The following is a 13,605-nucleotide window of genomic DNA, read 5'->3' as shown; positions in this document are numbered from 1 at the left end:
AAAATGTGCTGTACACACTTCAACGAGGATGATATATTGAATTTAATTCGTTAAGAAACTTAACTAACTATGAAACGAAGGTGATAAAATGGCTGGCACACCGCAATATATCCGTAATCTGAATGAAAACTTGATTATGGATGCCTTGATTACACAAGGCTCCATGTCGAGAGCGGATATCAGCCGTCAAACAGGACTTAGTAAACCGACAGTATCATCAGCGGTAGAGCACCTGATTGAGCGTAATCTGGTGAAGGAGACAGGTCGGGCAGACAATGCCCAAGGGCGCAAGGCCACTTTAATTCAATTTAATGAAACAGCTTATTATGTCTGTGGTATTGATATCGGGGCTACACGAATTCGAATTGCCCTGTCTGACCTGAATGGGCAAATCATTGCATATGATACCTATCCGCCAATTGATCCAGGTCAGTACGTGCAGTTCAACTCAGTAAACGTGCAGTCCTCTGGAGAGGCCGAAGTCGAGGGGGGGTATGAGACATCTGTTGCCTCTGAGGTGCCGGTACTTCGCTTGTTACACAGCTATGTGGATCAGCTGCTTCAGAAGAATCGCCTTCAGTGGAGTGATCTTCGCTGCATTGGGTTTGGAATTCCAGGTGTTGTCTTGCCTGTCTCAGGCAAGATTAGCCGGATTGTTGACCCGCTTGCAGGCATGGAGCAGGACTTCTCCCGTGATGCCTTAGCTCGTGCTTTTCCATGTGATATTATGCTGGACAATGATGTGAATCTCGCTGCGCTCGGGGAATATAGAAAGGGAGCTGCGATGAATTCGCCTTTGTTCATATTTTTCTCCATTGGGGCGGGAACGGGTGCAGGGATTATGGTTCAGGGTCATTTATTACATGGCTTGGGGGGACTAACTGGTGAAGTAGCTGAGATGCGGATGCAGGATGGCCGCCGTCTGGAAGATGTGTTGTCGGCTGATGGGCTGATAAGACTGGCGAAGCGACATTACTTAAAAGGCCTTTTAAGTTCAGACATGCAACCTGAGGATATCTTTGCGGCGACTCGTAGCGGAGAGGGATGGGCTATAAGCATGATGAAGGAGTACAGTCAGATGATCGCTTCGGCGTTGCGTCAGATTAGCACGTTGCTTGCCCCTGAATTAATCGTGCTTGGAGGCGGCATTGGCGGGAATGGTGATGTATTGTTACCTCTGCTAAGGAAAGCTGTTGCCGAACAATTTCCGGTGCAACCACAGCTGATATGTTCGGATCTTGGAGAGCGAGCGGTCGTTACAGGGGCTGTGCAAGTAGCTTTGCAACATACATTGATGAAGCTTAGCAAGGGACGACTGAAGAGTAGAAATCGAAGAAAATAAGTTTTGAACCGTTGTACTACCAATAATAAAGAACAGATCTGCCAAGGAGGAAGTGTAATGACAGAAGCACAGCTTGAAGGGTTCGAAGCGAAAGGCTCATGGGTCGCCGGTATTGACATCGGAGGAACCAAAATACTGATGTTGTTATCCAATCAGAAAAGCGGTGGAGAAGTGCATGAGCGCAGATTGCCAACACAATCCGCGGAGCAACCGGAACTATTTTTCCAGTGGTTATTCGCGGAATTAAAAACATTCTGTGCAGACATTGGATGTCATTGGGATCGGCTTGCGGGTGTGGGGCTAGGTTTTCCAGGTGTTATTTTGCAAGATGAAGCTGTGCTTCGGAACGCTCCTGCATTTCAATGGCCCGAAGAAGATATTCGCCCGATTATCGCCAAGTACTACAGCGGAAAGATCGTTCTGGATAACGATGTGAACATGGCGGCCATGGGAGAAGTGGATCAGGGGGCAGCCAAAGGACATCGTCATAGTGTAATGGTAACCGTAGGTACAGGCATTGGCGCTGCGCTCGTGCTCAATGGAGAATTGCACAGTGGGCAGCACGGTGCGGCCGGTGAGATAGGACATTTTATCACAGGTGATGAGGGACTGAGTTCCGAATATGTAGCAGATGGTGATGCCTTCGGTGTATTTGAACAAGTGACGTCGGGGACCGGCATTACGGAGCGGGCAAGGCATTATTTTAATTCGGGTAAGGGAAGTGAACTATCCCTGATCTGGAGTCTGGCCGGAGGCGAAGTGGAACAGATTGAAGCAAGACATGTGTTCAAGGCGGCGGAGTCAGGCGATGTAGCTGCACTTGAAATTCTGGAACTGCCTATGCGTTATATGGCAAGAGGACTCGCGAATATTACGGCGCTGCTGAACCCGTCGATTATCGTACTCGGCGGCGGAGTAGCTGCATCCAATCCAGCCTATTATCTGAATGAAGTTCAGGCCAGACTCAAACGTTATGTTGTGCTCCCGGTCCAAGTGGTTATTGCCGAGCTTGGCAATAAAGCAGGGGCAATCGGGGCGCTAGCTTCCATTAGACGTCACCTTGAACGTATGTAGCGGCTAGTCATAGGAGTAAACCATACACAGAGACTACAGAAATCAAAGGATGGAGATCCGGATGAGCGATAGACATATGACGGCTACTACAAAAAAAACAAAAGCCGAATTCAATGAAGCAAAAGCTGTATTAATTAAATTGCAGGGTTTATATCTGTTTATGGGACTTGCTGGAGGCATATTTAACCCTTACATCAATCCGATATTGGTTGCTCAGGGTTTTTCGAGTAAGGATACCGGATTCATCATGGCATTCGGAACATTAATATCCATCATTCTCCAGCCAATCTGGGGGATTTTGGTAGATAAATTCAAAAAAACACGCCTTGTATTGGTGGTCAGTCTGCTTGTTCCAGCAGCGTTAGCGTATTTTTATAATATTCAGGTGTACATTATATTAATTTTGATTTATACTTTGTGCACTATATTTCAAGTGACACAGATACCTGTAGCTGACTCCTACGCGGTAACGGCAGCAAGAGCGGCGAATACCTCTTACGGTATGATTCGGCTGTTCGGAAGCCTGGGGACAGGGGTTGGCGGATTCGCTGCAGGGATGTATCTCTCCCAGTTTTCCATTCATATGTTATGGTTGCCCTTTCTGTTTTTCAACATCTTGAGCGCAATACTGGCGGGCACACTCCCCAAGCAGACGAGCATATCCTCGTCCTCGGTAACTTTCTCCGTAGGTTTGGCAAGATTACTTCGAAATCGCACGTTCCTTCTCTTTCTCACAGGTTGTTTTCTGGTGAATCAGACCCTTACAGCATTTAACTCCTTTTTTGTTATTTCATTTCAGATGGCTGGTGGCTCGGTTGCCTTGACGGGTACAGCTCTTTTGATCGCTTCCATCACCAATGTACCCTCTATGCTGGTAGCCGCTTATGTGTTGCGCAGGTGGGGACATGAACGAACCATGTTGCTGGCAGCGGGAGCCTACATGTTACGCTGGGGAATTCAATGGTTATGGCCAAGTCCCGAAGTGATGATTGGTGTTCAGGTGTTGCACGGATTGTCATTTGGATTTTTCTATATCGCGGCAGTGGAATATGTGGCGTCTGTTACTGGACGTGAGATGCAGGCGACAGGTCAAAGCTTGTTTAACATGGTGTTTGCAGGACTCGGAGGCATTGTGGGAAATATGCTTAACGGCTATTTGTTGGATACTGGCGGTCCGTCAATGATGTATCTGGCTTGTACCATCAGTGCGGCAATGGGGGCAATTATTCTGTATATCGTCAGCAGACAGGCCAAAGAGCAGAGAAGGGCATACCCGTTAGAGTAGAAATGGAGTTAGAAACTTAAAGTAGAAACGGAAGGAACTGAGGCCTATGAAGGTAAATCTGAAGCGGACATGGCACACCAGGTTGATTTATTCATATTTCCCCCTATTTCTGCTCACGATTTCCATTCTGATCTTTCTCTCCTTCCTGGTTGTTAACGAATTGTCACGAAAAGAAACCAAAAAAGCGGATATGATCTCCACACATTACATTGTCAGCACATTGGAGCGTTCGTTAGGCGATATCGAGATGAGACTGCTGGATGAAATTGTAACGAACACAATGTACAGTCGTTTTTTGGAAGCCGAAAAAGGACAATTGTCCAGTCAGTTTATTTATGATGCAGCCAGTGATCTGAACCGTATGGTGGATCAACAGGGCATGGTGCAGTCGATTTACCTCTACCGAATGTCGGATTCGAGCATTATTACACCTAGAGGAATGGTAAGTTTTGAGGAATTTGAGGATAAATCGTATATCGAACAGGCGTTGAAAAATAAATTGAATCTGGGTTGGAATCAGCCCAGATCCTATAAAGAACGTTCATTTGATGTCCCTTCACAGGTCATCAGCATGAATAAATGGCTACCACTGCCTTGGGGTGGTGAAGGTCTGCTTGTTATTACCATACGGATGTATGCCTTGGAGAGGCAAATTGACAATATGACGGATGCGAATCTTTCTTTTCTACAGGTGAAGAATAACTATGGGGATCTCGTATATTCGGCTCATCAGATTGACTCGGCAGAGGGGAATGTCCTTAATCAGGTCAAGGCTGAGAAGCTTGGACTTACCTTTGAGAGTGGCATTCAGACAGGTCAGTTATATTCATGGGTATCGCTGGTGTCCTATGTGTGGATTGGAATTGGTATTCTCACCATTGCTGGTGCGGTCGCAGGTCTGATCTATATTACACGTAGAAACGTAAAACCCATGCAGCTGATGATGAATCGCATTCAGGCGTTACAGCCCCGTGTGCATGAAGAGAATGCCGCACCTTCTGTCAAAAACGAGCTTGCACTGATCGACCGGGCGCTGGAACATCTCATTGCTCAAACCGTAGATTACGAGAAACAGCATCATGAGAATCTGCTGATTCATCGCAGGCAGTTGCTTGTGGATTTGATGGAGGGTGAACGTATAGATTCTTTCCGTCAGCGTCTTCGTCACTTGCAACCGCTTGAGGAAAGGTTTCTTGAACCGCAGTGCGCCGCTGTATTGGTAGCGGAGATGAATGGGGCAGACCTGCCCGCTCCTTCCAATACGCTGAAAATGGCACTGATGAATGTGTTCAAGGAACTGGTGCAGAAAGAGAGCAATTTTGGTGCGTGGGCAGAATGGTTTGGCAATCGGCGTTTAATCGTTGTGGTAGCCTGCAATGAAAAAGAAAGACTGAGTCGTGAACTTCTGATGGATTTGGCTAAACAGTTGCATATGTGGATTGCTGAGCATTTCCGGATTCGGTTTACGTTCGGAATCGGGCAGACGGTTAATGGCTGGGAAGAAATCACTCGATCCTATAGCAGTGCAGACACAGCTCTGCAGCACCGGCTCACCCTTGGTCAGAATGCGATTGTACTCAGTGAACAATTGCCAGGCCACATGGAACTGCATTCGTATAAATATTTGCAAATGCTCGCAGATATCGTTCGGGAGTTCAGGCTTACGGGGGATGGCTGGCGAGCACAGCTTGACCAGATGTTTATTGCGTTCAATGAAGACCAAATGAACGATAAAGATATTCGTATGCTCTTGCAATCGTTGATTCAGATGTTAGCGCGTGAGTTCGGGGAGTTATCTGAACGTTTGCAACACCAATTTGATGAGCTGCTTTTGGCGCGGCTTCGCTCGCAAATTCAGGAGGACGATACGCTCGAAGGCATTCGGGGGATTTTGCTGGATTGGCTCAAAGAGGTCTATCGCAATTATGTTGCCGTTAATGAAACGAAAAGTCACCGTGCGATGATAAACGAGCTGCGCGTATACATTGAGGAGCATTTCGATGATCCGGATCTGTCGCTGAAACATCTGAGTGAACGTTTTCAAATCTCGGGTAAATATGCGAGTTATTTGTTCAAAGAAGAGTTCGGTATGAAGTTTGTTGATTTTCTTGTGAAATTGAGAGTAGAAAAGGCATGCCGAATGCTAACATCAACGGATACAGCTATTCAGGATATCGCCCAGCAAGTGGGGTATGCTAATGCGATCTCGTTTGGAAGAGTTTTCAAACGTGTGATTGGCGTGACCCCTGGGGATTATCGCAAGCAATATGGCAAACAAGAAGAACAATGAAGCGAAGCATTATTTTTGAAAACTCCTCTACTTGAGCAACGTACATTTTTTGTTGCGTCGTAGGGGAGTTTTTTTGAGGCTACTCGAAAAATGACGTAAGAACACAGTTAGAAAATAAACAATATGTTCTAAACTATATATACATATATCAAAAGGAGGGGGACAAAATGCATCAGTATGGACAGCAAGTTTGGGGCTCCGTGGAACTGGGTAGCGAGGTTAACATTACAACGGATAACAGTACCTTCGGTTTTAGCGTAGACGGTTTGCAATATTCTTTGGACATTCCAGCGGGAAGCTACATGACCAGTAGGAACAGACATGAGTCAGAGCTTGTTCAGATCATGACTGAGACAGCTGAGCATCTGAGCTTGCCTGTACAGTTCAAGCTGGGCGGGATTCATGATGATCAGAAGCTGAACGTATTAATTCTGGAACATCTCGACAAGAGTAAAGAGTATGTGCTGGATGAATTCGGAGGAAGCGCAGTAGATACGATTTTTGGAGAAGTGCGTTTTAATCTTGCTCCAAGAAACTAGTCGAGTAGCATCATCATAGATTGTTTAGAAATGACCGCTGATAAGGCGGTCTTTTTTATTTGCGCGCAGATCAGGAAAATGGATTAGTGTTTGTCGTTTATTGTCGAATTAGAGGGGATTACCACCTGAAAAAGAGTGAGAATAACTTATATTTGTGTTAGTTTATATAACATAATTAGTGTGAAAATAGTTTATTGTCAGGAAAATTGTTTATAAAGATAGGTTACTTGACGTTATAGTAGCTTTATCCTGTTTTGAAAATAGTTTATTGTCGATTTTCAGAAAACAATGTAATAATTAATGACATTCACAGGTGCAACAAGTTGGGCAACCATAACGGAGTGGCGATCATGTGAATCATTACAGAATGAGTGCGAAAGGGGAAAGGTCAAATGAAATTATTTCAAAGACGCAAGGCAGGAAAGGCAAGTTCGATTCTCGCAGCGGTAACAGCATTCACTCTATTATTATCCGCGTGTTCGTCAGGTAGTGAACCATCATCTTCATCATCCGGGGAAGCGGGTGCGGGGAACAGAACCATGTTGAAAGTAGAAATTTTTGACCGGGGAAATACACCGGCTGGTTACACCATCTCCGATAGTTATCTGACACGCTTCATTCAAAAGGAATTTGGTGACCCTAACAACATTGATGTTCAATTTGTTCCGGTTCCCCGCTCAGAAGAAGTGCAGAAGCTTAACGTGCTCATGGCAAGTGGTTCTGAAGTGCCCGATGTTGTATTCACTTATGATTCCGGTACATTTAATCGTTATGCCTCACAAGGCGGTTTGACAGAGTTGACTGATCTGCTGAACAAAGAGGGAAGCAATCTGAAAACATTTTTGGGTGATGACACGCTGGCATACGGTCAGTATGATGGACAACAATTCGCAGTTCCGGGTAAACGTCTGGTGTTAGGAAAGTACGCTTCATATGTTCGCCAGGACTGGCTGGATGCACTTGGACTGCCAACGCCTCAAACGGCTGAAGAACTGCACACAGCCCTGAAAGCAATCAAGGAGAAAGATCCGGGCAAGGTGGGCTCGGCACTCATTCCCATGGGGATGTCAATCGCTTCGGCGCAATATGAGCCATTGATCTGGTCTTTCATTCAACCTCTTACGGAAGAACAGAGGTATACACTGACTCAACAGCTAGGTTCTAATGATTATCCAACGTTGCTCCCTGGTTTCAAAGATGCACTGAAATATATGAACACGTTGTATAACGAGGGACTAATGAGCGCAGACTTCGGGCTGGATAAAGACAAGAAAAAACTATGGGAAGATGTATCCAACGGGAAAGTAGGTTTCTACAGTGAAGATGCCGGAGAAATTTACATCTCAGGTACGTATAAAAATCTGCAAACGAATAAACCAGATGCGGTGATGACACCGATTGATGCATTCAAAAATTCGGAAGGCAAATTTGCCAAGCCGGCATATGCACCCAATGCGATGTATGTCATGATTCCTAAAACAAGTCAGAATGCAGAAGCGGCTATGAAATATCTGGATTGGATGGCTTCTGGCAACAATTTGTTTGATCTGCAATACGGCGTGAAAGACGAGAACTATGAACTGGTGGATGGAGTACCGCAGATTAAAGAAGATGCTTCTCCTGAAATTGCTGGTCGGATCTACAACTCTGGTGATATTGCCATCATTGTAAACGGAAAATATGTCGGAGATGAAAAGAAAAACGAAGAGGCTTATGTCGTTCAGGTAGATCCCAAATATCGGGATGACATGCGTAAATCGGTAGCCATCTCCAATACGGATACGATTCAACCCGTGCGTTTCTCCAAACCTATTGAAGCGGAATCTCGTTATGGTAACGGCTTAAAAGACAAATTCTCTGAGTTTATTGTGAAAACAACCATCTCCAAACCGGCTGATTTTGAAGCTGTGTACAACAGTATGATGAGTGATTATATGGCAAGTGGAGGCCAAGCTGTTCTTGATGAGCGTACGGAGGCTTACAAAGCGATGAAGTAATTATTCATCATATAGCGCAGGTTAGACAGGTCTGGCCGTATTGAACAGGACTTTTCATGGGGGCGATGTAAGGATCGCCTTCCATGAGACATCCTTCACGACTTGGGGGGAACATTATGAAGACAGGCACTTATTTCCGCAGAAACTGGCAAATGTACGCATTACTTGTGTTGCCCATGTTATACTTCATCATTTTCAAATACGGTCCAATGTATGGGGTACAGATCGCATTCAAGGATTTTAACTTTTTCCAAGGAATCGGTGGCAGTGAGTGGATTGGATTCGATGGGTTTAAGGAAGTGTTTCAGAATCAGGGGTTCTATACTGCCTTGCGCAATACGATTGTGCTTAACTTGCTAGACTTGCTAGTATCTTTTCCGGCACCGCTAATTCTCGCTATCCTGCTCTTTGAATTACGAGTCGCCTGGTTCAAAAAGATGGCACAGACGCTGCTTTACATTCCACACTTTATTTCCTGGGTCATCATAGGTGGTATCGTATTGCAGGTGTTTGGCACACAATCTGGATTCATTAACAACATGTTAATGAGCATGGGGCTTGATCCGCTTCCATTTCTATCGGATAAAAACTATTGGATCTTTACGTATCTCGCCGTGGGCGTGTGGCAGAGCGCAGGCTGGGGAACAATTTTGTATCTGGCATCCCTTACAGGCATTAACCGTGAACTCTATGAAGCAGCCGAGGTAGACGGAGCCAGCCGTTTGCGCAGAATTTGGCATATCTCCCTGCCAGGCATCAAAACGACGATTGTTACCTTGCTAATCATTAACGTTGGTAACATGATTTCTATCAGTTTTGACAGGCCGTTCATCATCGGAAATGTGGCAGTACGCGAATATTCGGATGTGCTTAGTACGTTTGTGTACCGTCTGGGTCTGCAATCCGGCCAGGTAACTCTGGCGACCGCAGTGGGACTGTTCCAGGCTGTCGTTGGACTGATTTTCATCCTCGGTGCAAACTACGCATCTAAAAAATTGACAGATGAGAGCATTATGTAACGGAATGAATGCTTCTGCGGCAACACGGTATCCATCTATGATCTGTAAGGAGTGAGTGAGATGTCGGAAAACACGGCGAATCGAATATTCAACACAGTAAATGTAATTCTGATTGTCATTGCGATGGTACTGTGCCTTGCACCATTTATCCATATCATTGCGATCTCGCTTAGCTCGAACCGGGCGATCGGTTCGGGAGAGGTTTCCTTTTTCCCCAAAGAGCTGTCCTGGGAAGCCTATGGCAAGGTGTTCGGTGATGGCTCCATGATTCGTTCCCTGATCTACACGATCTGGCTGACGGTTCTGAGTACGGTGCTTAGTATGCTTATGACGATTATGGCAGCATATCCCCTTGCCAAAAGCAGTCTGAGAGGCCGCAAATGGTTCATGCTGGTCATTGTTGTGACGATGTTTTTTAGCGGGGGAATAATCCCGGAGTATATTTTGATCAAAAATTTGCATTTGCTTGACAGCACTTGGGGATTAATTCTTCCTGGCCTGATCAGTCCGTTTTATATGATTATTCTGATCACCTTTTTTCGCGGCATTCCGGAAAGTCTGGAGGAAGCTGCTGATATTGATGGCAGTACCCAGGTTGGAACGTTAATGCGCATTATACTGCCACTATCTCTTCCGGTAATGGCAACGCTCAGCCTGTTTTACGCTGTAGGACGCTGGAATGGATTCCAGGATGCGTTAATGTATATTACCAAACCGGAGTTGTATCCGTTACAATTGAAGTTATATCAGATGATTCAGCAAAACCAAATCACCGAACTGATGCAAAATGAAGGTATTGGTGCAGTTCATGTGTTACCGGAAAGCTTGAAAGCAGCTAGCGTAATATTTTCGACGTTGCCAATCCTGCTCGTCTATCCATGGTTGCAACGATTTTTCATCAGCGGTGTAATGGTAGGTGCTGTAAAAGGTTAACGTCCCAGGAGGTCATAGGCATGACACAACCGATGGTTAAGAAGATGTCCAAGGAACAGCAACATCTAGTACACCAGTCCATGATTATGATGGATCGTTTTTATGACGATGAATTCGCGTTGCTTCGCAGCTTTGAAGACGATGCATCAGAGCATGGTACACGAGGCAGTGCACATTATGCGCTGGGCTTGCTGATTCGTCAGGAGCCCGGCGATGTCGAGCGGGCTGTTCGTGTGTTTCACAAAGTGCTCGATTATCAATATGATGCGCCAGAAGAAATCTATCACGGCACCTTTGCTACCCAGACAAATGAAGAGCACCCGCCTGCGGGTCATTATGCATGGAAATCATTTGCGCCAGGCACAGCCTATTTCCTGGAACGCACCTTTGAGAAGGTGTCTGCGCAGTTTATTCATAATCTGCAGCAAGAGAATGATTTGATGAAAGAAGGCGCAGACGCCAAACAATTGAAAGAACTGTTCTATACGTCCGTGAACGCTGTTTTACCCCCGGTCTGGATCAGTTATGATCCAAACTGGCGGGAATTTATCGCATGTGCGTGTGCTATAGCAACAGCCGAGTTTGCGGCACTTCTGCCGGATACGCTTATTCAGCGGATGGATGAAGCGATGGAACGTGCCGTTCAGGGCTCTGTTGATCGCAGACGGTCAGATGTGATTCCGATGAACACCAACATTGAACTGATGCATATTTTTATTACCCATTATTATGGACATCGGTTCCAGCGAACGGATTGGATTCAGCATGCGGATGCACAGGCCGAAAGTCTGTTACAGGAGTTTGAGCAGTTCGGAGGCACGTTTGCCGAGTTCAATACCACGACCTATTACGGGGTGGATCTCGCCGTACTTGGCATGTTCCGAAAGTATGCTGTAACTGAGCGCATGACTGAAATTGCTCACTCGATTGAGCATGGATTATGGAACAATATCGCGCTGTATTACAATGCCAATCTGGAGAATCTCTCCGGGCCATTTGCACGGGCATATGATATGGAGATGCGGGAGCATAGCTCGATCGGTGTCTTTCTCTATCTATTGCTGGGAGAAGGCTACGAGTATTTGACAGGCATGAACTGCGAATCGGGGCATGATCCGATGATAGCGTTGTTGGGTGTTGATGTCCCTGAAGAGGCTGTACCGTATTTCAAAGCCCATCAAGGAGACCGACTCGTGCAAAAACAGTTCATGGAGCTTTGCGAACGGAGCGATCCAAAAGCGAATCGAAATTTATGTACCGCTTCGGCCTGGATTGGTGAGACACGAATGATGGGAGCGATGTCTGGCAGTCGGAATACCAACGGCCAGATGCATCCGGCAACGATTCATTGGCAGACCGAGACAGGAGAGCGGTATTACTTGCGTCTTGTTCGGCGCGAAACAGGTGGAGACTGGAACAGCCATCTGCGGGGCATCACTTTTGAAGCGGAGGTCACGCCGGAAACATTGCATATTGAAGTGCAGCTGGATACGGCGGAAGAGATCGAGGTTTATTTTGAAATCAAAGGACCTCACCTGCATCCACAGCATTTACAACCGACACGCTGGACGCTTCCGGGGCTAACCTGTTCTGTAAAAGCAGAAGCACCAGTGCCGGCAGTATTAATGTATACCGACTATGCTGAAATAATCTATCGTTATGTTCCGGGCGTGACGGAGAACCGTATGAAGTTTGAACTCGAGATCAGCGAATAGATCGATGAGGCAAGACGGTATCATAAGGTTAGGCAGGAGACTAAGAGTGGACTTCTATAGAAGGCTATTAGAAGGACTGGGATAGGGCTAATGTGCGGAAGGAGGCAGGGCAGAGTAAAAATGTATACAGACAAAAAAGAATACTCATTCTCGACATGCTGGAATATCAAGCGCCATACGACGGGCGAAGGGATGATCGAAGAGATTCTGTCGCTTGGTTTCAAACAGGTGGAGTTGAATTATAATGTGACGGATGAGCTATTAAATACAATTGAACCGATGATTGAACGTGGGCAAGTGGGTGTATCGAGTGTGCATAACACGTTTCCGCATGTAGCCGATCCGGATTATGGAACGGATTCGGTGCTGCTTGGATTCGACGATGAGCCGCGGCGTAAAAGGGCGATTGAACTGTTGCTTCGTTCTGCGGAATACGCTCACCGCTATGGTGCGAAGGCTGTTGTTGTGCACCCGGGGGAAGTGCCGTTTGAGTATAACATTGATGAAGCTCTGAAAAAGATCTATCACAAGCAAGGCAAGGATTCTCCGGCTTATCAAGCGTTGTGGCATGAGATGCTGGAGAAGAGACAGGCTAGTAGTGAGCACTACTTGAGACGCATACAGGAAAGTCTAGAAGAGGTATGTAATCTGTCAGAGCAACGTGGATATGGTGTGAATTTCGGAATTGAAACCCGTTCACGCTGTTATCAGATGCCTACGTTGCAGGAAGCAGGAACGATCATTGGTCAGATGAAGGGTGCACCGCTTGGATTATGGTATGATATCGGCCACGGGATGATGATGGATCGCATGGGATTGTATGACAATGTGCGTGAAGCGAATGTGCTGATCGATCATGTCGTAGGTGTTCACATCCATGAAACGGTAGGATTGTCCGACCACTGGTGTCCGTATATTCATAGTCAGGACATGAGCTATTTTGATTCATTTCTAGATATCATCGATCGATCTCCTGTAAAAGTGTATGAACTGAAAGCGGCCTGCACGCCCGAGGAGATTGACGAAAGTCATAAACTCATTACCGCTCGTATTGCTGAACGTCGGGAGGATAAGCAGCTGGCGAAATAAGTTGGATGCACTAGCGGAATTGAGGAAGTGCAAAGTACAACAAGCGTGAGTAAATAGAGCAAACACAGAAATTGCAGAAAACAGAGAAAGCACAGAAAACACGAGGAGAGCATACACTCTCTCGTGTTTTTTGTTTAATGCATTGAAGCTGAGTGCGTCAAGCAAGTCAAGGGGAGGAACGGAATGGAGAGAGCGATTGAACGGAGCGGTGATCGGAACACGTTAACGTATCAGATAAGAATAGCAAAAATGAGTTCTAATCCTGACCCTTAAAGTTCTAACGATCAGCACTTTAAAGCCCCCTAATCCAATTGGACACTCG

At 46.0% G+C, this 13,605-nt stretch carries 10 protein-coding genes; all 10 read left to right on the top strand.

The features are described from left to right. The first annotated feature begins 88 nt into the window (after window positions 1-88). The 10 genes from H7T88_RS18370 to H7T88_RS18325 all read left to right on the top strand — a co-directional run bounded on the left by H7T88_RS18370 (window position 89) and on the right by H7T88_RS18325 (window position 13,283). Window positions 89-1,342, top strand: coding sequence for an ROK family transcriptional regulator (locus tag H7T88_RS18370; RefSeq protein WP_221789723.1), 1,254 nt, complete (start codon window positions 89-91; stop codon window positions 1,340-1,342). 57 nt (window positions 1,343-1,399) lie between these two features. Continuing rightward, window positions 1,400-2,416, top strand: coding sequence for an ROK family protein (locus H7T88_RS18365; protein ID WP_221789722.1), 1,017 nt, complete (start codon window positions 1,400-1,402; stop codon window positions 2,414-2,416). Window positions 2,417-2,477: 61 nt separating this feature from the next. Beyond that, window positions 2,478-3,701 carry an MFS transporter gene (locus tag H7T88_RS18360; RefSeq protein WP_260511001.1) on the top strand — a complete coding sequence of 408 codons (1,224 nt, stop codon included), beginning with the start codon at window positions 2,478-2,480 and terminating at the stop codon, window positions 3,699-3,701. A gap of 46 nt (window positions 3,702-3,747) precedes the next feature. Beyond that, the gene (locus H7T88_RS18355; protein ID WP_221789721.1) at window positions 3,748-5,991 is read left to right on the top strand and encodes a helix-turn-helix domain-containing protein; all 2,244 of its coding nucleotides are present in this window, start codon (window positions 3,748-3,750) and stop codon (window positions 5,989-5,991) included. A gap of 167 nt (window positions 5,992-6,158) precedes the next feature. After that, window positions 6,159-6,530 carry a protein kinase family protein gene (locus H7T88_RS18350; protein ID WP_154886162.1) on the top strand — a complete coding sequence of 124 codons (372 nt, stop codon included), beginning with the start codon at window positions 6,159-6,161 and terminating at the stop codon, window positions 6,528-6,530. A gap of 392 nt (window positions 6,531-6,922) precedes the next feature. After that, window positions 6,923-8,527 carry an extracellular solute-binding protein gene (locus H7T88_RS18345; protein WP_221789719.1) on the top strand — a complete coding sequence of 535 codons (1,605 nt, stop codon included), beginning with the start codon at window positions 6,923-6,925 and terminating at the stop codon, window positions 8,525-8,527. A gap of 116 nt (window positions 8,528-8,643) precedes the next feature. After that, window positions 8,644-9,546 (top strand): ABC transporter permease, encoded by a 903-nt coding sequence (locus H7T88_RS18340; RefSeq protein ID WP_090920550.1) that lies wholly within the window; start codon window positions 8,644-8,646, stop codon window positions 9,544-9,546. 60 nt (window positions 9,547-9,606) lie between these two features. Then, on the top strand, window positions 9,607-10,479 hold the full coding sequence (locus tag H7T88_RS18335) for a carbohydrate ABC transporter permease (RefSeq protein ID WP_221789717.1): 873 nt from the start codon (window positions 9,607-9,609) through the stop codon (window positions 10,477-10,479). A gap of 20 nt (window positions 10,480-10,499) precedes the next feature. Next, window positions 10,500-12,194, top strand: a complete 1,695-nt coding sequence (locus tag H7T88_RS18330) for a DUF8769 domain-containing protein (RefSeq protein WP_221789715.1) — start codon at window positions 10,500-10,502, stop codon at window positions 12,192-12,194. 120 nt (window positions 12,195-12,314) lie between these two features. Beyond that, the gene (locus tag H7T88_RS18325; RefSeq protein ID WP_221789713.1) at window positions 12,315-13,283 is read left to right on the top strand and encodes a sugar phosphate isomerase/epimerase family protein; all 969 of its coding nucleotides are present in this window, start codon (window positions 12,315-12,317) and stop codon (window positions 13,281-13,283) included. Window positions 13,284-13,605: the final 322 nt, after the last annotated feature.

It is taken from the genome of Paenibacillus cucumis (ex Kampfer et al. 2016) (assembly GCF_019748695.1).
Taxonomy (GTDB): domain Bacteria; phylum Bacillota; class Bacilli; order Paenibacillales; family Paenibacillaceae; genus Paenibacillus; species Paenibacillus polysaccharolyticus.
The sequence above is the reverse complement of the archived record's forward strand: the minus strand, read 5'-3'. Positions and strand labels throughout refer to the sequence as shown.

Coding starts and splice junctions, on each gene's coding strand:
- H7T88_RS18370 (WP_221789723.1), top strand. CDS start 89: ATGGCTGGCACACCGCAATATATCCGTAATCTGAATGAAAACTTGATT.
- H7T88_RS18365 (WP_221789722.1), top strand. CDS start 1,400: ATGACAGAAGCACAGCTTGAAGGGTTCGAAGCGAAAGGCTCATGGGTC.
- H7T88_RS18360 (WP_260511001.1), top strand. CDS start 2,478: ATGAGCGATAGACATATGACGGCTACTACAAAAAAAACAAAAGCCGAA.
- H7T88_RS18355 (WP_221789721.1), top strand. CDS start 3,748: ATGAAGGTAAATCTGAAGCGGACATGGCACACCAGGTTGATTTATTCA.
- H7T88_RS18350 (WP_154886162.1), top strand. CDS start 6,159: ATGCATCAGTATGGACAGCAAGTTTGGGGCTCCGTGGAACTGGGTAGC.
- H7T88_RS18345 (WP_221789719.1), top strand. CDS start 6,923: ATGAAATTATTTCAAAGACGCAAGGCAGGAAAGGCAAGTTCGATTCTC.
- H7T88_RS18340 (WP_090920550.1), top strand. CDS start 8,644: ATGAAGACAGGCACTTATTTCCGCAGAAACTGGCAAATGTACGCATTA.
- H7T88_RS18335 (WP_221789717.1), top strand. CDS start 9,607: ATGTCGGAAAACACGGCGAATCGAATATTCAACACAGTAAATGTAATT.
- H7T88_RS18330 (WP_221789715.1), top strand. CDS start 10,500: ATGACACAACCGATGGTTAAGAAGATGTCCAAGGAACAGCAACATCTA.
- H7T88_RS18325 (WP_221789713.1), top strand. CDS start 12,315: ATGTATACAGACAAAAAAGAATACTCATTCTCGACATGCTGGAATATC.